22 protein-coding genes are annotated in these 19,779 nt (G+C 59.0%); 12 read left to right on the forward strand and 10 right to left on the reverse strand.

Translation table 11 applies throughout. The features are described from left to right. Positions 1 to 9: 9 nt before the first annotated feature. The 8 genes from sdhA to AC2FF8_RS06880 form a co-directional block, all read right to left on the reverse strand. Complete coding sequence (gene sdhA / locus AC2FF8_RS06845; RefSeq protein WP_496879246.1) at positions 10 to 1,815, reverse strand: succinate dehydrogenase flavoprotein subunit; 1,806 nt, start codon at positions 1,813 to 1,815, stop codon at positions 10 to 12. Positions 1,816 to 1,833: 18 nt separating this feature from the next. Then, positions 1,834 to 2,205, reverse strand: coding sequence for a succinate dehydrogenase, hydrophobic membrane anchor protein (gene sdhD, locus AC2FF8_RS06850; RefSeq protein WP_117870336.1), 372 nt, complete (start codon positions 2,203 to 2,205; stop codon positions 1,834 to 1,836). Between the two features lie 13 nt (positions 2,206 to 2,218). Next, positions 2,219 to 2,605, reverse strand: a complete 387-nt coding sequence (gene sdhC / locus AC2FF8_RS06855) for a succinate dehydrogenase, cytochrome b556 subunit (protein WP_170346368.1) — start codon at positions 2,603 to 2,605, stop codon at positions 2,219 to 2,221. A 214-nt stretch (positions 2,606 to 2,819) separates the two neighbouring features. After that, on the reverse strand, positions 2,820 to 3,482 hold the full coding sequence (locus AC2FF8_RS06860) for a DUF1194 domain-containing protein (protein ID WP_496879247.1): 663 nt from the start codon (positions 3,480 to 3,482) through the stop codon (positions 2,820 to 2,822). A gap of 54 nt (positions 3,483 to 3,536) precedes the next feature. After that, positions 3,537 to 4,565, reverse strand: coding sequence for a MaoC family dehydratase (locus AC2FF8_RS06865; protein WP_425078940.1), 1,029 nt, complete (start codon positions 4,563 to 4,565; stop codon positions 3,537 to 3,539). Next, complete coding sequence (locus tag AC2FF8_RS06870) at positions 4,565 to 4,771, reverse strand: DUF1737 domain-containing protein (protein ID WP_170346365.1); 207 nt, start codon at positions 4,769 to 4,771, stop codon at positions 4,565 to 4,567. The genes AC2FF8_RS06865 and AC2FF8_RS06870 overlap by 1 nt, the downstream gene beginning before the upstream one ends. A 12-nt stretch (positions 4,772 to 4,783) precedes the next feature. Next, entirely contained in the window at positions 4,784 to 5,338 is a 555-nt protein-coding gene (locus AC2FF8_RS06875) for an NnrU family protein (RefSeq protein WP_171119697.1), read from the reverse strand. 6 nt (positions 5,339 to 5,344) lie between these two features. Next, entirely contained in the window at positions 5,345 to 6,202 is an 858-nt protein-coding gene (locus AC2FF8_RS06880) for an HpcH/HpaI aldolase/citrate lyase family protein (RefSeq protein WP_496879248.1), read from the reverse strand. Positions 6,203 to 6,373: 171 nt separating this feature from the next. On the opposite strand from AC2FF8_RS06880, the gene AC2FF8_RS06885 reads away from it, so the two are divergent. Next, on the forward strand, positions 6,374 to 6,679 hold the full coding sequence (locus tag AC2FF8_RS06885) for a hypothetical protein (RefSeq protein ID WP_496879249.1): 306 nt from the start codon (positions 6,374 to 6,376) through the stop codon (positions 6,677 to 6,679). On the opposite strand, the gene AC2FF8_RS06890 is transcribed toward AC2FF8_RS06885, so the two are convergent. Then, on the reverse strand, positions 6,680 to 7,435 hold the full coding sequence (locus AC2FF8_RS06890) for a sulfite exporter TauE/SafE family protein (RefSeq protein WP_496879250.1): 756 nt from the start codon (positions 7,433 to 7,435) through the stop codon (positions 6,680 to 6,682). Positions 7,436 to 7,602: 167 nt separating this feature from the next. Between AC2FF8_RS06890 and mdh the strand changes: the two genes are divergently transcribed. Beyond that, positions 7,603 to 8,565 carry a malate dehydrogenase gene (mdh, locus tag AC2FF8_RS06895; protein ID WP_117870353.1) on the forward strand — a complete coding sequence of 321 codons (963 nt, stop codon included), beginning with the start codon at positions 7,603 to 7,605 and terminating at the stop codon, positions 8,563 to 8,565. Between the two features lies 1 nt (position 8,566). Here mdh and AC2FF8_RS06900 read toward each other — a convergent pair whose 3' ends face one another. Next, positions 8,567 to 8,803: a hypothetical protein gene (locus AC2FF8_RS06900; RefSeq protein WP_496879251.1), complete on the reverse strand. Its 237-nt coding sequence runs from the start codon at positions 8,801 to 8,803 to the stop codon at positions 8,567 to 8,569. Positions 8,804 to 8,874: 71 nt separating this feature from the next. Between AC2FF8_RS06900 and sucC the strand changes: the two genes are divergently transcribed. From sucC to lpdA, 10 genes are all read left to right on the forward strand, one after another. Beyond that, complete coding sequence (gene sucC, locus AC2FF8_RS06905; RefSeq protein WP_496879252.1) at positions 8,875 to 10,068, forward strand: ADP-forming succinate--CoA ligase subunit beta; 1,194 nt, start codon at positions 8,875 to 8,877, stop codon at positions 10,066 to 10,068. Beyond that, the gene (locus tag AC2FF8_RS06910; protein WP_496879253.1) at positions 10,065 to 10,586 is read left to right on the forward strand and encodes a hypothetical protein; all 522 of its coding nucleotides are present in this window, start codon (positions 10,065 to 10,067) and stop codon (positions 10,584 to 10,586) included. Before sucC ends, AC2FF8_RS06910 begins: the two co-directional genes overlap by 4 nt. A gap of 128 nt (positions 10,587 to 10,714) precedes the next feature. Further along, the gene (locus AC2FF8_RS06915) at positions 10,715 to 11,542 is read left to right on the forward strand and encodes a glycosyltransferase family 25 protein (protein ID WP_496879254.1); all 828 of its coding nucleotides are present in this window, start codon (positions 10,715 to 10,717) and stop codon (positions 11,540 to 11,542) included. A 13-nt stretch (positions 11,543 to 11,555) separates the two neighbouring features. Next, positions 11,556 to 12,437, forward strand: a complete 882-nt coding sequence (sucD, locus tag AC2FF8_RS06920; RefSeq protein WP_170346357.1) for a succinate--CoA ligase subunit alpha — start codon at positions 11,556 to 11,558, stop codon at positions 12,435 to 12,437. A 121-nt stretch (positions 12,438 to 12,558) separates the two neighbouring features. Beyond that, the gene (locus AC2FF8_RS06925) at positions 12,559 to 12,870 is read left to right on the forward strand and encodes a hypothetical protein (RefSeq protein WP_170346356.1); all 312 of its coding nucleotides are present in this window, start codon (positions 12,559 to 12,561) and stop codon (positions 12,868 to 12,870) included. A 2-nt stretch (positions 12,871 to 12,872) separates the two neighbouring features. Next, positions 12,873 to 13,415, forward strand: a complete 543-nt coding sequence (locus tag AC2FF8_RS06930) for a DUF805 domain-containing protein (RefSeq protein WP_170346355.1) — start codon at positions 12,873 to 12,875, stop codon at positions 13,413 to 13,415. Beyond that, positions 13,412 to 16,369, forward strand: a complete 2,958-nt coding sequence (locus AC2FF8_RS06935; RefSeq protein WP_496879255.1) for a 2-oxoglutarate dehydrogenase E1 component — start codon at positions 13,412 to 13,414, stop codon at positions 16,367 to 16,369. The genes AC2FF8_RS06930 and AC2FF8_RS06935 overlap by 4 nt, the downstream gene beginning before the upstream one ends. Before the next feature lie 3 nt (positions 16,370 to 16,372). After that, positions 16,373 to 17,893 carry a 2-oxoglutarate dehydrogenase complex dihydrolipoyllysine-residue succinyltransferase gene (odhB, locus tag AC2FF8_RS06940; RefSeq protein ID WP_496879256.1) on the forward strand — a complete coding sequence of 507 codons (1,521 nt, stop codon included), beginning with the start codon at positions 16,373 to 16,375 and terminating at the stop codon, positions 17,891 to 17,893. A 2-nt stretch (positions 17,894 to 17,895) separates the two neighbouring features. After that, complete coding sequence (locus AC2FF8_RS06945) at positions 17,896 to 18,165, forward strand: hypothetical protein (RefSeq protein ID WP_152456823.1); 270 nt, start codon at positions 17,896 to 17,898, stop codon at positions 18,163 to 18,165. A 72-nt stretch (positions 18,166 to 18,237) separates the two neighbouring features. Then, positions 18,238 to 19,626 carry a dihydrolipoyl dehydrogenase gene (gene lpdA, locus AC2FF8_RS06950; protein WP_496879257.1) on the forward strand — a complete coding sequence of 463 codons (1,389 nt, stop codon included), beginning with the start codon at positions 18,238 to 18,240 and terminating at the stop codon, positions 19,624 to 19,626. Positions 19,627 to 19,779 lie beyond the last annotated feature (153 nt).

The raw sequence follows: 19,779 nt of genomic DNA on the forward strand, positions 1-19,779 counted from the left end.
GACCAGCCCTTAGAACGTCCGCGCTTTGGGCGCGATTTTCTGCAAGCTGATACCGCCTTGTTCTTCGGTCGTCAGTGGATCAACGATGACCGGACGGTAGCTGAGCTCAACCTTGTTGCCCTCAACCCGGCTGACCGTATGAACGCGCCAGTTTTTGTCATCGCGCTCGCTGAAATCCTCATGCGCGTGGGCCCCACGGGATTCCTTGCGGGCCTCGGCACCGACGATGGTGGCAAGTGCGTTTGGCATCAGGTTGGTCAGTTCAAGGGTTTCCATCAGATCGCTGTTCCAGACCAACGAACGGTCTGTGACCTTCAGGTCGTCCATCTTTGCGGCAATCGCTGTCATCTTCTCGACGCCTTCGGCCATGGTCTTGGCGGTTCGGAACACGGCCGCATCCGCCTGCATGGTCTTTTGCATCTCAAGCCGCAGTTCGGCGGTTGGGATTGAGCCGCTGGCGTTGCGCACCGTATCAAAACGGTCAAACGCCTTGTCGACCGACGCCTGGTTCAGAACCGGGTTGGCGGAATCGGCGTCGACAACCTTGCCGGCCCGGATCGCTGCCGCCCGGCCAAAGACCACGAGGTCAATCAGCGAGTTCGACCCCAGTCGGTTCGCACCGTGGACCGAGGCACAGCCGGCTTCGCCAACGGCCATCAAACCGGGAACGACCGCAGTCGGATCGTCGGCAGTTGGGTTCAGAACCTCACCCCAATAGTTCGTGGGGATACCGCCCATGTTGTAATGCACTGTCGGCAGTACCGGGATCGGTTCCTTGGTGACATCCACACCCGCGAAAATCTTTGCGCTTTCCGAGATGCCGGGCAGGCGTTCCGCCAGAGCCTCGGCAGGCAAGTGGCTGAGGTTCAGGTGAATGTGATCTCCTTCGGCCCCTACGCCACGTCCCTCGCGGATTTCCATGGTCATCGAGCGCGAAACGTAGTCGCGCGGCGCGAGGTCCTTGTACTGGGGCGCATAGCGCTCCATGAACCGTTCGCCTTCCGAGTTGGTCAGGTAACCGCCCTCGCCGCGCGCACCTTCGGTGATCAGGCAGCCTGACCCGTAGATGCCGGTGGGGTGGAACTGAACGAATTCCATATCCTGCAAGGCCAGCCCAGCACGGGCCACCATGCCGCCGCCATCGCCGGTGCAGGTATGGGCCGAGGTGGCGCTGAAATAGGCGCGGCCATAGCCGCCGGTCGCCAGAACCACCATCTTGGCGTTGAAGACATGCATGGTGCCGTCGTCCAGCTTCCAGCAGACGACCCCCTGACACTGGCCGTCCTCGGACATGATCAGGTCGATGGCGAAATATTCGATATAGAACTCGGCGTTGTTCTTGAGCGACTGCCCGTACAGCGTATGCAAAATCGCGTGGCCGGTCCGGTCGGCGGCTGCACAGGTGCGCTGTACCGCAGGACCTTCTCCGAATTCAGTGGTGTGCCCACCGAAGGGGCGCTGATAAATCTTGCCCTCTTCCGTCCGGCTGAACGGCACGCCATAATGCTCCAGCTCGTAGACTGCCTTGGGTGCCTCCCGCGCGAGATACTCCATCGCGTCGGTATCGCCCAACCAGTCCGAGCCCTTGACGGTGTCGTACATGTGCCACTGCCAATGGTCGGGGCCCATGTTTGACAGCGATGCGGCAATGCCACCCTGCGCGGCCACGGTGTGGGAACGGGTTGGGAAAACCTTGGTCACGCAGGCCGTACGCAGGCCTTGTTCCGCCATACCCAATGTCGCCCGCAGACCGGCCCCACCGGCGCCGACAACGACCACGTCATATTCATGCGTTTCGTATTCGTATGCAGCCATTTCTTTCAGCTCCGGGAATTAAAGGGCAATGCGCGCGATGGCGAAGATGCCGGCCGCAGCCGCACCGTAGGACAGGCAGGTCACCAAGATGATCAGGACCTTTTCAAGCGTGCCGTGAACATAGTCCTCAAGCATCACCTGCGCACCGTCTGCGAAGTGTTTGAAGCCAACCGCCAGCGTCAATGCTGCCACGATGGCTGGGAAAGGCCGCGAGTAATACTCGAGCACCACGTCAAACGGCTGACCCAGAACCGGGCCGAAGGTGAAGACAAACAAAGGCACAAGTATCAGCAGAGCCACCGAGCTGACTTTCATCGCCCAGAAATGGGCTGTGCCGGATTTCGCCGAGCCAAGGCCAGCGGCGCGTTTGCGGTCGGTCAGATAACGCATGTCAGGCCTCCAATCACGCGACGATGACAAGGGTCAGAAGGGTCAGAACGACCGATCCGATGACAACCGCCCAGCCCAGCTTTGTCGCTGTGGGAAGGTCCAGACCAACCGCATTGTCCCAGATCAGGTGTCGCACACCGGCCAGCGTGTGATACCAAAGACCCCAAACGGACAGAGCCATCACCAGGTCGCCAAGCACCGAAGTAATCACTCCGTTCGCAACGGCGAAGGCCTCGGGCGACGTTGCTGCGGCCAGAAACCACCAGACGATCAACAGCGCCGCCAGTAGAAGCGCGTTTCCGGTGATGCGTGTCAGGATGGATGTGACCGACGTCAGCTGTGGACGATAGATCGACAGGTGCGGCGAAAGTGGGCGATTGCCCCGATTTACATCGGCCATGGCGGCTCCTTTTCGGTTGGCTACCGAACGTTTTACTGGTTTTTGCGACACTGTCACGTGCTGCGGGTGCAAAAACCACTAAATTCAGTGCAAATTGGCGGATTATTCAGGTATGTGATCACACAAAATATTGTCGTGATCACATTTCACATCCCCCGTCATCAATGTTAGCGATTTCAAGATCAAAGGCATGTGATCACGAATCTCCTGACTGTCATTTCAGGCCCGCCGTTTGCTGCGTCACTTCGCGCAGCAGTTTTTTGCGAATTCGTTCCGGATAGTCCGCGAAGCCCGAGGCCGAAACCACAAAAGCGCCCTCGCCCACGATGACATTCTCGAAGAAATAGGCCGTCAGATCCGGTTCACTTTCTTCGATGGCCAACGCATTGACGACAATGCCGCGGTTGCGCAGAGCGGCATGAACCTGCGTTGGTTCGACCCCTTCATTGGATACGCCGTCCCCCGACAGATCGATCAGACGTCGCTTGCAATCGGAAACGGAATCAAAAGCGTCCAGCGTCGTGTGCAACGCCTCACCTATCGCCGTCGAGAAATTCCGCCAGATGCGTGGATCTGCGGCAACCTGACCGGCGAAACGATCCAACGCCGCGAAACTGTCGATACGGGTCCAGGGGATCGTGACCTGCTGGCGCGATGACCCGGTCCATTGCACCAGCATCAACTGCGCCTGACCCCGCACCAGCGCCTCGGACACGATCGGGTCGCGCAGACCGGCGGCCAGCCCGTCCATCTGGATGCGGTACTCGTTGCTGTCGACCGAGCCGGAAACGTCAACCGCCAGGGCCAATGCCAGATCGCAGGCCTGAGCCGACGGGGCCAGACAAATACTGGCTAGTATCGCGCGCAGAAGATGCATGGTGCAAGCCTAGCACGGCTTGCACGCAAATGGCTCACATTACCGTCAGTTCTCTTACTGCGGCATGAGTGCCCAATAATCGAGGTCCAGAAGCACATCGGGCAAATACCGGCCCTCGTCAGTCTTCAACACGAACGGATCGCCACCCTTTGTCGCCACCAGGCGCAGACGGATCGCACCCACGCCGGGAACACCGGTTTCCGCTTTATCCAGGACTTCGGACCAGGCCTTGATCGTGTCACCCGCGAAACAGGGGTTGGCATGCGCGCCGCCATTCAGGCCAACAATCATCTGCGCGTTCGCAAGTCCATTGAACGACAAGGTCCGCGCCATCGAGATCACGTGCCCGCCATAGATCAACCTGCCTTCCGGGCGGAACGTCAGATCGAAATGCACCTTGGCGGTGTTCTGCCAAAGCCGGGTGGCCAGCATATGCTCGGCCTCTTCCACGGTGACGCCGTCCACGTGGTCGATTTTCTCACCGATTTCATAATCGCCCCAACGATGCGCTTCGCCGGCCAACGCGAAATCGTAATTCGAGAAATCGAGACCTTCGGGCACGATCAGATCCTGGGGTGTCAATGCCTTCTTCAATTCGGGAACAACCGTTTCGGGCGCTGGCGCATTCACGTCTGCTTTGCGCACCATGACCCAACGGACATATTCGATGACCACTTCGTCCAATTGGTTCAATCCACGGGTGCGGACCCAAACGACACCCGTTTTTCCGTTGGAATTCTGTTTGAGACCAATCACCTCGGACACGGACCGCAGAGTATCACCGGCGTAGACAGGTTTCAGCCAGCGGCCTTCGCCGTAGCCAAGATTGGCAACCGCGTTCAGCGAAACATCCGGTACTGTCTTACCGAACACCAGATGAAACGCGGCCAGATCATCAAGCGGACTTTCCGGCAAACCACAATCCCGGGCAAATTCGTCCGAGGAATAAAGAGCGTGGCGTGCGGGATAAAGCGCGTGATACAAACCGCGTTCGCCCTCGGTCACTGTGCGTGGCACAGCGTGTTGCAGTACCTGCCCTACGGAATAATCCTCGAAAAATCGGCCCGGATTTGTTTTTACCATTACTGTTGTCCCAGTTTCATGTCGGGGGAATAGTCGGCTTCGACCTCTTTTGTCACGGCCTGCGCACACCGCATTACGTTGCTGGCTGAGTCAAAGGCATAGGACGGGTCGCCGTACAGCTCCCATCCCTTTGCCAACGCATCCGACACCTTGTGGCAGAAGGCTGACGTGTCTTCTTCGGTCAACAAACGATAGAGTTTCGCCATGGAGTCAGGTCCTCATGAGCCGAACGGAGACGGACCGACCAGGCCGTGGATATATCCGATAATCCCCAGCAGAACGATCGAGGCCACAAAGAACATCGCATCCTTGCCGTAAGTACCGGGCTCACCCGGCGTCCAGTCGGGTTCGGACTTGTTGATTACAATGACTTCCACCACGGCCCATGCCAGAAGACCGCCGAACAGGATGATCGAGGCCAGATCTCCGTTCACCAGCAAATGCGCAAAGGCCCACAGCTTGAACCCACCCAGCATCGGATGGCGAAACTTGTTCAGCACTCGGCCTTTTGTGCCCGCTGGGCTCATCATGTAGATCGCGACAAGGACCAACAGATTGTTGACGTGAATCAGGAAGGTCGGCGGCGCCCAGACATAGATGAAGTCGGTCATGCGATAGCCGAACACCATCAGCAGGATCGACGCGACCAGCGCCAGGGCGACTGCCCCCTTGCCCCCGTCGCCCATCGCGGCGCGGCGTTCAGGCGCCACACGTTTGAACAGATGCGCCGCCCACCACAGTGCCACGCCCAAGATCAGAAGAAAAAAGCCCATGCTGGCTTACCCCGCTTGCAAAGCTGAAATCGCCTCTGCTTTTGCCAGAATTTCGCGGGCCGTTGCAACGTGCAGATTTTCAACGATCTTGCCATCCACGACGGCAACACCCTGTCCTTGCGCTTCGGTCTCTTCGAATGCCGATATTTGGCGGCGGGCCAGATCGATCTCGTCATCCGATGGTGCGAAGGCCGTGTTGGCCACATCGACCTGGGCCGGATGGATCAGCGTTTTGCCATCAAAGCCCATGTCGCGGCCCTGCGCACACTCGGCGGCCAGACCCTCGGTATCCTTGAAAGCGTTGTACACGCCATCGATGATGATCAGCCCTTCGGCCTTGGCGGCCAACAGGCACAGACCCAGCGAAGTCATCATCGGCAAGCGATCAGGACGGAAGCGGGTTTGCAGTTCTTTGGCCAGATCGTTTGTGCCCATCACGAACCCGGCCATCAACGGATGCGCGGCGATTTCGGCGGCGTTCAGCATTCCGCGCGGTGTTTCCATCATGGCCCAGATCGGCATTTCTCCGGTGATCGCCGCCAGTGCATCCACGTCAGCCGCCGCATTCACCTTGGGCAACAGGACAACATCGGCATCCATGTCGCGCACCGCCTCGGCGTCGGCACGCCCCCATTCGGTATCCAGCCCATTGATCCGGACGATCTTGACCCGTGCCCCATACCCCCCGGCGGCCAAGGCCTCTTTCAGCGTTTCGCGAGCGTTTTCTTTTTCGTCCGCTGCAACTGCATCTTCCAGGTCGAAGATGATCGCATCCACAGGCAAAGAACGGGCCTTGTCCAGGGCCCGGTCCTTCGAACCGGGAATGTAGAGAACCGAACGATAGGGGCGCTGACGAGGATCCATGGACCACTCCCATTGAAATAAAGTTGCGCGGAATGGGGCATTTTTTGCAGGAAAGTTCAAGCATAAAATCGCCGCACTGCAGCAAACCCGACGCAACGTGCGTTCCCTTAACCGGATTTCGTCCCTTGCCACCCACCCTGATCGGCAGTTGGAATCAAAAAAGGGTACGGGATGCAAAAGACGGTGTTCAAGATGACGATGGGGCTTGGGATCATGGTCCTGGCCGCGCAACATGTGCATGCTCAGGGTCAAAACTGTGCGCCCAGAGAAGCTGTGCTGGAGCGCTTGCATGAGGCCTATGGTGAAACGCGCAGGGGTTTGGGACTGGCCCGGAAAGGCGTTGTTATGGAGCTTTTTGCCTCGGGCGAAACCGGCAGCTGGACGATCACGGTGACGTTGCCAAACGGGATCACCTGCCTTGTGGCTTCCGGTCAGGCTTTTGAAGAGGTGGCCGAGGCGCTGCCCCCCAATGCCTGATCAGGTAAACGCGTCCCAGATCAGCTTGCTGCCGGTGAGTGTCAGCAGCACATAGGCGAGCCCGAAGAACAGGCGTTCGGACAACATGAAATGCGCCCGAACGCCCAGCCATGCCCCCAGGATCGCAAAGGGTGTCAGCAACAAGTCCGCCCACAACGTCTGCCATGTGAACATGCCCAGATAAGCGTAGGGCACGAATTTCGCGATATTGATCACCCAGAAAACCAATACCGTGCTGGCCTGAAACTCGGTTTTGGTCAGCCGTTGCGACAAAAGATAGACAGCCGCCGGGGGGCCGCCGGCGTGGCTGACGAAGCTTGTGAAACCCGCGACCAGCCCGGCAAACAAACCAGAAGACGGCGGCAGTCGCCTGGCAAACCCCCGCACCCAGCCTTGCGATTGCGCCATGTGCCAAATCACGAACCCGACAGAGATTCCACCGATCAGCAGGCGCAGCAGATCATCATCCGTTGCACGATAAAGCCATGCTCCCATCGCCACGCCGGGCACCGCGCCCAGAATCAGCAGACGTGAATCCGGCCAGCTCCACCGTCTCCAATAAGGACCCAACGTGGCCACATCGATCACCATCAGAATCGGCAGCATCAAGGCCAAAGCCTGCCCGGGTGTCAGGATCAAGGCCAGAATCGACGACGACGCAAAAGCCACGCCGGAACCGAAACCGCCCTTTGAAATGCCGGCAAAGATCACGGCAGGGATCGCCACGGCAAAAAACATAAGGTTCAGCTCGAACATGTGACAGTCCCGGTTTTGGCTTGTGTCAAAGGCCGTTTAGCGCAATCAAAGCAGGGCCCGCAAACAGTATGCGGTTGTATGCCACGTCGCAGAACTCTTGCCTATTGACGTTTTAACGACTAGCACAACCGCGATTTCAATACCGACCGGATATGGAGAAACTCCAAATGGCCAGACCCAAGATTGCGCTGATCGGCGCGGGGAACATCGGCGGCACGCTTGCACATCTCGCAGCTGTCAAAGAACTGGGTGACGTTGTCCTGTTTGACATCGCAGACGGACTGCCGCAGGGCAAGGCGCTCGACATCGCGGAATCCGGCCCTTCGGAAGGGTTCGACGCCTCGATGAAAGGCACCAGCGACTATGCCGATATCGCCGGTGCGGATGTATGCATCGTGACCGCAGGTGTGGCCCGCAAGCCGGGCATGAGCCGCGATGATCTGCTGGGCATCAACCTGAAAGTCATGAAGTCGGTCGGTGAAGGCATCGCTGCCCACGCACCCGATGCGTTCGTGATCTGCATCACCAACCCGCTGGACGCCATGGTCTGGGCCCTGCGCGAATTCTCGGGCCTTCCGCACAACAAGGTCTGTGGCATGGCAGGGGTGCTGGACTCGGCCCGCTTTGCACATTTCCTGTCGGAAGAGTTCAACGTCTCGATGCGCGACGTCACCGCGTTCGTGCTGGGCGGCCACGGCGACACCATGGTGCCGTCGGTACGCTACTCGACCGTTGCCGGTATTCCGCTGCCTGATCTGGTCGAGATGGGCTGGACCACGCAAGAGAAACTGGACGCCATCGTGCAGCGCACCCGGGACGGCGGCGCGGAAATCGTTGGCCTGCTGAAAACCGGGTCGGCCTATTACGCGCCTGCCACGTCGGCGATCGAAATGGCCGAGGCCTATCTGAAAGACCAGAAACGCGTTCTGCCATGCGCGGCCTACTGCAACGGCGAGCTGGGCGTCGATGGCCTCTATGTCGGCGTTCCGACCGTCATCGGTGCTGGTGGTGTCGAGCGTATCGTCGACATCAAGCTGAACGAAGACGAGCAGGCAGGGTTCGACAACTCTGTGAACGCCGTGAAGGGCCTGATCGACGCGTGCAAGGGCATCGACAGCTCGCTGGCATAAGTCAGCCATACAGTCCGAGTTTGAGACCGGCCCGTTTCAGGGCCGGTTTTCGTTTGGCCCGCGCATGCCCCGGTCGCAAATGTTGGCGCAAACGCCGCAAATCCCTTTTTTCGAATATGATTTTCTTATGCTGCGCCGTTTTTTCGAATCGTTTTGCCACATCGTAAAGTTTGTGATCACACCCTAAAATACTGTGATCACAAATAACGAAAATCTTCGCTAAAAACCCATCGAGCATCAAAAAACCCTTTAAACTTGCCCGCTAGACACCCCTATAACGATTAAACGCAGTCAGACGGGACAGTTTCGATGAACATTCACGAATATCAGGCCAAAGCCCTCCTTCGCAGCTATGGCGCACCGGTGTCCGATGGTCGCGCCGTGTTGCGCGCCGAAGAAGCCAAAACCGCAGCAGGTGAGCTGGACGGCCCGCTTTGGGTTGTCAAAGCACAGATCCACGCAGGTGGTCGCGGCAAGGGTTCGTTCAAAGAGGCCGATGCCGGTGAAAAAGGCGGCGTTCGTCTGACCAAATCGGTTGAAGAAGCGGCCGAAGAAGCCAAAAAGATGCTGGGCCGCACACTGGTCACGCATCAGACCGGCCCGGCCGGCAAGCAGGTCAACCGCATCTATATCGAAGCAGGCTCGGGCATCGAGCGTGAACTGTACCTGGCCCTGCTGGTGGATCGCCAGACCAGCCGCATTTCCTTCGTCTGTTCGACCGAGGGCGGCATGGACATCGAAGAAGTGGCCGCCGCGACGCCCGAGAAAATCCTGTCCTTCTCGGTCGATCCGGCCACCGGCTACATGCCCTATCACGGCCGCCGTATCGCCTTCTCGCTTGGTCTGGAAGGCGCGCAGGTCAAGCAATGCGTCAAACTGATGGGTCAGCTCTATCAAGCCTTCGTCGAAAAGGACATGGAGATGCTGGAGATCAACCCGCTGATCGTCTCGGACAGCGGCGACCTCAAGGTGCTGGACGCCAAGGTCGGCTTTGACGGCAACGCGGTCTACCGCCACCCGGATATCGCCGAACTGCGCGACACGACCGAGGAAGACCCCAAGGAACTGGAAGCCTCGAAATACGACCTGAACTATATCGCGCTGGATGGTGAGATCGGCTGTATGGTCAACGGTGCCGGTCTGGCGATGGCCACCATGGATATCATCAAGCTTTATGGGGCTGAGCCTGCCAACTTCCTCGACGTGGGCGGCGGTGCCACCAAAGAGAAAGTGACCGAGGCGTTCAAGATCATCACCTCGGACCCGCAGGTCAAAGGCATTCTGGTCAACATCTTCGGCGGCATCATGCGCTGTGATGTGATTGCCGAGGGCGTTGTCGCCGCGGTGAAAGAAGTTGGTCTGCAAGTTCCGCTGGTCGTGCGTCTGGAAGGCACGAATGTCGAGAAGGGCAAAGAGATCATCAACAATTCGGGTCTGGACGTGATTGCGGCGGACAACCTGAAAGACGGCGCCGAGAAGATCGTGAAGGCGGTTAAGGGTTGAAGCAAGTGACCGTCGGTTTTCGTCATTCCCTTGTAGCTGCTTGTCTGATTTTGATGTCAGCGTTCTTCGCTTCTTCGGCCTCAGCTCAAGACCTCGAACCAGGCACCAAAGGCTTGGGCTTGGAGGACACTGCAAACCTGTTTATCGGTGTCTGCGCTAAAACTTATCCGAACTTTCGTAAGGCTAAGAAAGTGCTTGCCCAAAACGGGTTTCAAGCTCACTCGAAAACGGGAACTTTTTACGATGGCAAGCGAGATGTGTCTTTTAAACTGACACGTAGCTCGTCTGGCAAAGTTTGCTCCATGGTTTTTTCGTCGAAAGCGAAACCAGAGGAACTCGGTCTGCTACTTGCAGTAGGAAGCACGCAAGGAACTGACGGGAATGCGAAAATCGACGTCGATCCGAACACGTTCGCGACTCGAACAAACTCGCGCGGAGATTCAGTTATGAACTTCACACCCACGATCGTGAACAACGGCAAACAGTACTTTCGTGCATCATTGAGCGCATCTAACTGACAAGGAGACTCCACAAAATGGCAGTCCTCATCGACGAAAATGTCAAAGTGATCTGTCAGGGCTTTACTGGCTCGCAAAACAGATTGCGCTGGATGCGGACTGCCTGATTTGACTGGAAACGTAACCCCATGACCATCCCTATCTTCCTCATAGGCCTAGAACGCGCCACCGGGCGGGCGCGTTTGATGGAGCAGGAGTTGCAAAAGGCAGGCCTGTCGGCGACGCGCGTCAATGCTGTTGATTGCGACGCCGCCACCCGTGAGGATTTCCTGCGCGAATGCCGGGCGGAAGGACCTTGGGGCTATTTCCACACCAAGGACATGGCCTGTACCCTTAGCCATGCCAAAGCGTGGGAGGCGCTGATCGCCTCGGGGGCGGAACAGGCCTTGATCCTTGAGGATGATGTGTTTCTGACACCGGAATTGGCAGACTGGTTGAATGATGCATCATGGTGGCCAGAGGATGCCGACATCGTGCGGTTCGAACGCTGGCGCAGCACGAAGCTTTACGTGGCCCTTGGGCGCAAGCGGCTGCCCCATCTGGGGCGGGAATTGCGCCTGATGCGCTCGCGCCATCCCGGTGGTGCAGCTTATGCGCTGACACGCGAAACGGCGCGGCACTTTCTGGCGCAGAAACCCTTTGACATCACGCTGGATGGTTTGTTGTTCAACCCGTCCGCCTCGCCGGCGGCGCGTCAGATCAACATCTATCAGGTGATCCCGGCCATGGTCGAACAGGGCAACGAAGCTCCCGGCGAATACAATATGGGTGCACCGCGCGCGCGGCCAACAGGCTGGCCCCTGATCCGGCAAAAAGTCAGGCGCGGCATCGCTGAAATCAGCAGCGGCCTGCGCACGACGGCCAATCTGGCGCTGGGACGCGCCACGCTCGAGAAAATTACCTATGCGCCGCAGGTTCTGCCGGCGACCGAACCCAATCAATCCAACACCGCCTAGAGAAAGGGACAAAATGGCAGTCCTCATCGACGAAAACACCAAAGTGATCTGTCAGGGCTTTACCGGCTCGCAGGGTACATTCCACAGCGAACAGGCCATTGCCTATGGCACCAAGATGGTCGGCGGCGTCACCCCCGGCAAAGGCGGGATGGAGCATCTGGGCCTGCCCGTGTTCAACTCGGTCCACGAGGCCAAGCACGTGACCGAAGCCAACGCCAGCGTGATCTACGTGCCGCCGCCTTTTGCGGCTGACTCGATCCTCGAAGCGATTGATGCCGAGATGGAAGTGATCGTCTGCATCACCGAAGGCATCCCGGTTCTGGACATGATGAAGGTGAAGCGCGCGCTGGAAGGCAGCAAGTCGCGTCTGATCGGCCCGAACTGCCCCGGTGTCATCACGCCCGACGCCTGCAAGATCGGGATCATGCCCGGCCACATCCACAAGCGCGGTTCGGTCGGCGTCGTGTCGCGTTCGGGCACACTGACCTATGAGGCCGTCAAGCAGACCACCGACGTGGGTCTGGGCCAGTCCACCTGCGTGGGCATCGGCGGCGACCCGATCAAAGGCACCGAGCATATCGACGTTCTGGAATGGTTCCTGGCCGATGACGAGACCGAGTCGATCATCATGATCGGTGAGATCGGCGGCTCGGCCGAAGAAGAAGCCGCGCAATTCCTGGCGGATGAAGCCAAGAAAGGCCGCAAGAAGCCGACCGCCGGTTTCATCGCTGGCCGCACAGCCCCTCCGGGCCGCCGTATGGGCCACGCGGGCGCGATTGTCGCTGGTGGCAAGGGCGGTGCCGAAGACAAGATCGAAGCCATGCGCGCGGCCGGTATCGTCGTGGCCGAAAGCCCGGCGCAGCTGGGTGAGGCCGTGCTGGAAGCGATTGGGTAATGGAAATCCGGCCCTCCAAAGGCGCTGAGGACAACGCCCGACCCTGGGTGGGTGCTGCAAGCGCCCTCCCGGGGGGAGGGTCGGGCGCTGCCTGGCGTTGCCGTCGGGCGGGACATCCGAAATGAGATTTCTCAAGATCATAGGTTTTTTCTGCTGCCTTCTGGGTGGGATTTTGGCCCTTTTCTTATGGGCAGCGTCATATCCAGAGCGCTTGGCTCAGGAAAAAGCACCAGATGGGATCAGAGTGGTCTTGGTCGATTTTCCAAGCGATCCGAACATCGTGTCCTATGACCCCAGTCTAATTTCCTCGGGCGCATTGTTTACATTTGGCAGGCAGCTTTGTGGAGACACGCCGGTTGTATCAGATTTGGAACCGACATTTGTTGACAGGCTGCGCGACTATCACCGCGCCAGCATAGTTTGCGGGTTATGAAGATGACCTTCTCCGACGCCATCCGCACCTGTTTCGCCAAGTTCTTCACCTTCTCAGGCCGTGCCTCGCGGACCGAATACTGGTTCTTCTTTCTCTTCATCGTGATCTGGAACATCATCGCCGGGATCATTGACTGGCAGTTCTTCACTCAGGTCACTGTGACTGAGACGGATACGTCCAAATCCATCACCGCCACTTCTTCGCAACCGGTGCAGAGCATCGTCGGCCTGATCGTTTTCTTCCCGCATCTGGCTGTCGCGTGGCGACGGATGCATGATACCGGGCGCAGCGGGCTTTATGCTTTGCTGCCGATCCTGCTGATCCTTGGGGCCTTTGCGGTTCTGATCTTCGGCATCGGCCTCGCCTCTCATTTCCAGCATGGTGGCACTCTGGACATTTTGTTCACCCGCGCAACATTGCTGATCGTCATACCGACACTTATCGTTCTGGTGGTGTCGCCCCTCCTGGTGCTGTGGTGGCTGACCCGCCCCAGCCAGCCAGGCACCAATCAATACGGTCCCAACCCACATGAGGTAGCCCAATGACCGAACACTCGCCCAATACTGCCTTTCATGCCTCCAGCTTCATGCAGGGGCACAACGCCGAATACCTGGAACAGCTTTATGCGCAGTACACCAAGAACCCCGGTGCGGTAGACGCTGCCTGGGTCGAGTTCTTCAAGGCCATGGGCGACGCCGCGCCTGATGTGCAGAAAGAGGCCGAAGGGCCTTCGTGGGCGCGCACGGACTGGCCTCCGATGCCGGCCGATGATCTGACCGGTGCGCTGACCGGTGAGTGGGCCGAGATTGACGCCAAGGCCGCAGGCAAGAAGATCAAGGAAAAGGCCGCCGACAAAGGTGTCGAAGTCAGCGATGACCAGATCAAGCGTGCGGTGTTGGACAGCCTGCGCGCCCTGATGCTGATCCGGGCCTACCGCATCCGGGGTCATCTGGCCGCCGATCTGGATCCGCTGGGCATGCGCGCGGCAACCAATCACCCAGAGCTCGACCCCAAGACCTACGGCTTCACCGACGCCGACATGGATCGCCCGATCTTCATCGACAACGTTCTGGGCCTTCAGGTTGCCTCGATGCGGCAGATCGTCGAGATCGTGAAGCGGACCTATTGCGGTACTTTTGCGCTGCAATACATGCATATCTCGAACCCGGAAGAGGCTGCATGGCTGAAAGAGCGGATTGAGGGCTATGGCAAGGAAATCCAGTTCACCAAGGAAGGCCGCAAAGCCATCCTGAACAAGATGGTCGAGGCCGAAGGCTTTGAGAAATTCCTGCACGTCAAGTACATGGGCACCAAGCGCTTTGGTCTCGATGGCGGTGAGGCGCTTATTCCGGCGATGGAGCAGATCATCAAGCGCGGCGGCGCGCTGGGCCTGAGCGACATCGTCATCGGCATGCCGCACCGGGGCCGTTTGAACATTCTGGCCAACGTGATGGGCAAACCGTACCGCGCCATTTTCAATGAATTCCAGGGCGGCAGTTTCAAACCCGAAGACGTGGATGGTTCGGGCGACGTGAAATACCATCTGGGTGCTTCCAGCGACCGCGAGTTTGATGGCAACAGCGTGCACCTGTCGCTGACTGCGAACCCGTCGCATCTTGAGGCGGTGAACCCTGTGGTTCTGGGCAAGGTCCGCGCCAAGCAGGATCAGTTGGGCGACACGGACCGCACCAAGGTCATGGCCATTCTGCTGCACGGGGATGCGGCCTTTGCCGGACAGGGCGTCGTGGCCGAAGGTTTTGGCCTGAGCGGTCTGCGCGGGCATCGCACCGGCGGGACAATGCATATCGTGGTGAACAACCAGATCGGCTTTACCACCGCGCCGCATTTCTCACGCTCCAGCCCGTATCCAACGGATATCGCGCTGATGGTCGAGGCCCCGATCTTCCACGTGAACGGGGATGACCCCGAGGCGGTTGTTCATGCAGCCAAGGTGGCGACCGAGTTCCGCCAGAAATTCCACAAGGACGTGGTTCTGGATATCTTCTGCTATCGCCGGTTTGGTCACAACGAGGGCGACGAGCCCATGTTCACCAACCCGATCATGTACAAGAAGATCAAGACGCATAAGACCACGCTGTCTCTGTACACGGAACGCCTGGTCAAGGATGGCCTGATCCCCGAAGGTGAGATCGAGGATATGAAAGCGGCCTTCCAGGCCCATCTGAACGACGAATTCGAGGCCGGTAAGGACTATAAACCCAACAAGGCCGATTGGCTGGATGGGCGCTGGTCGCATCTTGACAAGAACAAAGACGAATACATGCGCGGCGAGACGGCGATCACGCCCGAAACCATGGCAGAAATCGGTGGCGCCTTGACCCGCGCACCAAGCGGATTTGCCATGCACAAGACGGTTGGTCGTCTGCTTGAGCACAAGAAACAGATGTTTGAAACCGGTAAAGGCTTTGACTGGGCCACTGGTGAGGCGCTGGCTTTCGGATCCCTGCTGACCGAAGGGTACCCGGTACGCCTGGCAGGTCAGGACGCCACGCGCGGCACCTTCAGCCAGCGCCATTCGGGGTTCATTCATCAGGAAACCGAAGAACGGTACTACCCGCTGAACAACATTCGCGCAGGTCAGTCGCAGTACGAAGTGATTGACTCGATGTTGTCCGAATATGCTGTGCTCGGGTTCGAGTACGGATACTCGCTGGCCGAACCAAATGCGCTTGTTCTTTGGGAAGCCCAGTTCGGGGACTTCGCCAACGGCGCGCAGATCATGTTCGACCAATTCATCAGTTCGGGTGAATCGAAATGGCTGCGGATGTCCGGCTTGGTCTGTCTGCTGCCGCACGGGTTCGAGGGGCAAGGCCCCGAGCATTCGTCGGCAAGGCTGGAGCGGTTCCTGCAAATGTGCGGTCAGGACAACTGGATCGTGGCAAACTGCACCACGCCTGCGAACTATTTCCACATTCTGCGCCGCCAACTGCACCGGACGTTCCGCAAACCGCTGATCCTGGTGACGCCCAAATCACTGCTGCGCCACAAGCTGGCGGTCAGCACCGCCGAGGATTTCACCACCGGCTCCAGCTTCCACCGGGTACTGTGGGATGATGCCCAGAAGGGCAATTCCGACACCAAGCTGGTGGCGGATGACAAGATCAAACGCGTGGTGATGTGTTCCGGCAAAGTCTATTTCGACCTGCTGGAGGAACGCGATGCACGCGGCATCGACGACATTTACCTGATGCGGATCGAACAGTTCTATCCTTTCCCGGCGCATTCTCTGATCAACGAGCTTGAACGGTTCAAGAATGCCGAAATGGTCTGGTGTCAGGAAGAGCCCAAGAACCAAGGCGCATGGACCTTTATCGAGCCCAATATCGAATGGGTTCTTTCCCGGATCGGCGCGAAACATACCCGTCCGGCTTATGTCGGTCGCGCAACCTCGGCCTCGCCCGCAACGGGCCTGGCCAGCCAACACAAAGCCCAACAAGAAGCGCTGGTTAACGAAGCGCTGAGCCTCGAAGGAAAATAAGCGATGACGATTGAAGTTCGTGTTCCCACGCTTGGCGAGTCGGTCACCGAAGCCACTGTTGCAACATGGTTCAAAAAGCCCGGTGATGCGGTCGCCGTGGATGAGATGCTGTGTGAGCTGGAGACTGACAAGGTCACGGTCGAAGTGCCCTCTCCCTCGGCCGGCGTGATGGGTGAGATTGTGGCCGCCGAAGGCGAAACGGTTGGTGTCGATGCTCTGCTGGCGACGATTGCTGCCGGCGAAGGTGCAGCCGCGCCTGCCCCGGCAACAGCGGCAGCAACCCCCGAGGCCGCACCTACCGCATCGGGCGGGTCGGTTGACGTGATGGTGCCCACGCTAGGCGAATCCGTGACTGAGGCGACGGTTTCGACCTGGTTCAAGCAAGTCGGCGACAGCGTCGCGCAGGACGAGATGTTGTGTGAGCTGGAAACCGACAAAGTCTCGGTCGAAGTACCGGCCCCGGCTGCGGGTGTTCTGGCGGAAATCGTCGCACCGGAAGGTGCAACCGTGGATGCAACCGCAAAGCTGGCAGTCATCTCTGGCGCGGCCGCTGGCGCAGCTCCTGCGCCCGCTCCTGCGGCGGCGGCGGCGGCTCCTGCTGCGACAAGCACCGGCAAGGATGTTGCAAATGCGCCGTCTGCCGAAAAGGCGATGGCCGAAGCCGGGTTGTCGGCCGATCAGGTCACCGGCACCGGTCGCGATGGTCGCATCATGAAAGAAGATGTTGCCAAGGCGGTTGCGGCTGCTTCGGCTCCGGCACCTGCGGCGGCTGCGCCCGCACCTGCTGCACAGGCTCCGCGCGCACCGGTTGCTGCCGAAGATGCGGCCCGCGAAGAACGCGTACGGATGACCCGTCTGCGTCAGACCATCGCCAAGCGCCTGAAAGATGCGCAGAACACCGCCGCGATCCTGACCACCTATAACGAGGTGGACATGACCGAGGTCATGGCCCTGCGCAATCAGTACAAGGACCAGTTCGAGAAGAAGCACGGCGTGCGTCTGGGCTTCATGTCCTTCTTCACCAAGGCCTGCTGCCATGCCCTGAAAGAAGTGCCCGAGGTCAATGCCGAGATCGATGGCACCGACATCGTCTACAAGAACTTCGTTCACATGGGCGTTGCGGCCGGCACGCCGCAGGGTCTGGTCGTACCGGTCATTCGCGACGCGGACAGCATGTCCTTTGCAGCCATCGAAAAAGCCATCGCCGAAAAGGGCAAGCGCGCCCGCGATGGCAAGCTGTCCATGGCCGAAATGCAGGGTGGCACCTTCACAATCTCGAACGGTGGTGTTTACGGGTCGCTGATGTCGTCGCCGATCCTGAACCCCCCGCAGTCGGGCATTCTGGGCATGCACAAGATCCAGGAACGGCCGATGGTCATCAATGGCGAGATCAAGATCCGCCCGATGATGTATCTGGCGCTGTCCTATGACCACCGGATCGTTGACGGCAAAGGCGCGGTGACCTTCCTGGTACGTGTGAAAGAGGCGCTGGAAGATCCGCGCCGCCTGCTGATGGATCTGTAACCATGGCGACACATGTACTCTGGCAGGCCGATGTTGCCGATTTCGACGCCTGGCTGAAAGTGTTCCGCGAGGACAAGCCGATGCGCAAGGCCGCGGGCATCCGCGACCTCCATGTCTGGCGCGATCCCGATCAGAAGGACCATGCGATCGCGATGTTCGAGGTGATCAACCTGGACAAGGCCAAGGCATTTTTCGGTTCCGAAGAACTGGCGATGCACCATGAACGAGGCGGCATTGCCCATATCTCGATCAAACTGCTGGAACCCGTTTGACAATAGATATTCCCGACACGCCAGATCGGGTCGGGAAAGCGCCGGATCGTCCGGTCGGATTAGGAGAATGTAATGGCAAACTATGACGTCATCGTAATCGGCGCCGGACCCGGCGGCTATGTCTGCGCGATCCGCTGCGCTCAACTGGGTTTGAAAACCGCTGTGGTCGAAGGGCGCGAAACGCTGGGCGGCACTTGTCTGAACGTGGGCTGCATCCCCTCGAAAGCGTTGCTGCATGCCAGCCATCAGCTTCATGAAGCCGAACACAACTTTGCCAAGATGGGCCTGAAGGGCAAATCGCCTTCGGTCGATTGGAAACAGATGCAGGCTTACAAAGATGAGGTGATCGAGGGCAACACCAAGGGCATCGAGTTTCTGTTCAAGAAGAACAAGATCGACTGGCTGAAAGGCTGGGGCTCGATTCCTGCGGCCGGCAAGGTTCAGGTTGGCGATGAAATCCATGAAACCAAGAACATCATCATTGCGTCAGGCTCCGAACCGTCCTCGCTGCCCGGTGTCGAAGTCGATGAGAAAGTCGTTGTGACCTCAACCGGTGCGCTGTCTCTGGGCAAGATTCCTAAGAAAATGGTGGTGATCGGCGCGGGTGTGATCGGGCTGGAACTGGGATCGGTGTACAGCCGCCTGGGCGCCGAGGTGACGGTGATCGAGTTCCTCAAGGAAATCACGCCGGGCATGGACCCCGAAGTTCAGAAGACATTCCAGCGTATCCTCAAGAAACAGGGGCTGAGTTTCATCATGGGTGCGGCGGTGCAGAAAACCGAAGCAACCAAGACCAAGGCCAAGGTGACCTACAAGCTGCTCAAGGACGACAGCGAGCATGTGATCGACGCCGATACCGTGCTGGTGGCCACCGGGCGCAAACCTTATTCCGATGGTCTGGGGCTGGACGCTCTGGGCGTCGAGATGACCCCGCGCGGCCAGATCAAGGTGGGTGCGGACTGGCAGACCAACGTACCGGGCATCTACGCCATCGGCGACGTGATCGAAGGCCCGATGCTGGCGCACAAGGCCGAAGATGAAGGCATGGCCGCTGCGGAACAGGTTGCGGGCAAGCATGGCCATGTAAACTATGGTGTTATACCGGGTGTGATCTATACGTGGCCCGAGGTCGCCAATGTCGGTGAAACCGAGGCGACGCTCAAAGAACAAGGCCGTGCCTACAAGGTCGGCAAGTTCATGTTCATGGGCAACGGCCGCGCCAAAGCCAACTTTGCTTCTGACGGTTTCGTCAAGATCCTGGCCGACAAGGAAACCGACCGTATCCTGGGCGCCCATATCATCGGCCCCGCAGCAGGCGATCTGATCCACGAGGTCTGCGTGGCAATGGAATTCGGCGCATCCGCCGAGGATCTGGCCCTGACCTGCCACGCGCACCCGACCTATTCCGAGGCCGTGCGTGAAGCGGCACTGGCTTGCGGCGACGGCCCGATCCACAGCTAGGCAGGTCGGGCTCCGCCCGTTTGACGCGTGAAAGGTCCACCGGACCTTTCATCGGCTGCGCCGAACCACGTCAAACCCTGCCACGCGCACCCGACCTATTCCGAGGCCGTGCGTGAAGCGGCACTGGCTTGCGGCGACGGCCCGATCCACAGC

The organism is Ruegeria sp. YTSA144 (assembly GCF_059610125.1).

What these genes read in the sequence shown, in the direction of transcription:
- AC2FF8_RS06925 (WP_170346356.1), top strand. Translation starts at nt 12,559, where the DNA reads ATGAGATTTCTCAAGATCATAGGTTTTTTCTGCTGCCTTCTGGGTGGG.
- lpdA (WP_496879257.1), top strand. Translation starts at nt 18,238, where the DNA reads ATGGCAAACTATGACGTCATCGTAATCGGCGCCGGACCCGGCGGCTAT.
- sdhA (WP_496879246.1), bottom strand. Translation starts at nt 1,815, where the DNA reads ATGGCTGCATACGAATACGAAACGCATGAATATGACGTGGTCGTTGTC.
- AC2FF8_RS06860 (WP_496879247.1), bottom strand. Translation starts at nt 3,482, where the DNA reads ATGCATCTTCTGCGCGCGATACTAGCCAGTATTTGTCTGGCCCCGTCG.
- sdhD (WP_117870336.1), bottom strand. Translation starts at nt 2,205, where the DNA reads ATGCGTTATCTGACCGACCGCAAACGCGCCGCTGGCCTTGGCTCGGCG.
- AC2FF8_RS06945 (WP_152456823.1), top strand. Translation starts at nt 17,896, where the DNA reads ATGGCGACACATGTACTCTGGCAGGCCGATGTTGCCGATTTCGACGCC.
- sucD (WP_170346357.1), top strand. Translation starts at nt 11,556, where the DNA reads ATGGCAGTCCTCATCGACGAAAACACCAAAGTGATCTGTCAGGGCTTT.
- AC2FF8_RS06885 (WP_496879249.1), top strand. Translation starts at nt 6,374, where the DNA reads ATGCAAAAGACGGTGTTCAAGATGACGATGGGGCTTGGGATCATGGTC.
- AC2FF8_RS06915 (WP_496879254.1), top strand. Translation starts at nt 10,715, where the DNA reads ATGACCATCCCTATCTTCCTCATAGGCCTAGAACGCGCCACCGGGCGG.
- AC2FF8_RS06890 (WP_496879250.1), bottom strand. Translation starts at nt 7,435, where the DNA reads ATGTTCGAGCTGAACCTTATGTTTTTTGCCGTGGCGATCCCTGCCGTG.
- mdh (WP_117870353.1), top strand. Translation starts at nt 7,603, where the DNA reads ATGGCCAGACCCAAGATTGCGCTGATCGGCGCGGGGAACATCGGCGGC.
- odhB (WP_496879256.1), top strand. Translation starts at nt 16,373, where the DNA reads ATGACGATTGAAGTTCGTGTTCCCACGCTTGGCGAGTCGGTCACCGAA.
- sucC (WP_496879252.1), top strand. Translation starts at nt 8,875, where the DNA reads ATGAACATTCACGAATATCAGGCCAAAGCCCTCCTTCGCAGCTATGGC.
- AC2FF8_RS06900 (WP_496879251.1), bottom strand. Translation starts at nt 8,803, where the DNA reads ATGCTCGATGGGTTTTTAGCGAAGATTTTCGTTATTTGTGATCACAGT.
- AC2FF8_RS06875 (WP_171119697.1), bottom strand. Translation starts at nt 5,338, where the DNA reads ATGGGCTTTTTTCTTCTGATCTTGGGCGTGGCACTGTGGTGGGCGGCG.
- AC2FF8_RS06870 (WP_170346365.1), bottom strand. Translation starts at nt 4,771, where the DNA reads ATGGCGAAACTCTATCGTTTGTTGACCGAAGAAGACACGTCAGCCTTC.
- AC2FF8_RS06930 (WP_170346355.1), top strand. Translation starts at nt 12,873, where the DNA reads ATGACCTTCTCCGACGCCATCCGCACCTGTTTCGCCAAGTTCTTCACC.
- AC2FF8_RS06935 (WP_496879255.1), top strand. Translation starts at nt 13,412, where the DNA reads ATGACCGAACACTCGCCCAATACTGCCTTTCATGCCTCCAGCTTCATG.
- AC2FF8_RS06865 (WP_425078940.1), bottom strand. Translation starts at nt 4,565, where the DNA reads ATGGTAAAAACAAATCCGGGCCGATTTTTCGAGGATTATTCCGTAGGG.
- sdhC (WP_170346368.1), bottom strand. Translation starts at nt 2,605, where the DNA reads ATGGCCGATGTAAATCGGGGCAATCGCCCACTTTCGCCGCACCTGTCG.
- AC2FF8_RS06880 (WP_496879248.1), bottom strand. Translation starts at nt 6,202, where the DNA reads ATGGATCCTCGTCAGCGCCCCTATCGTTCGGTTCTCTACATTCCCGGT.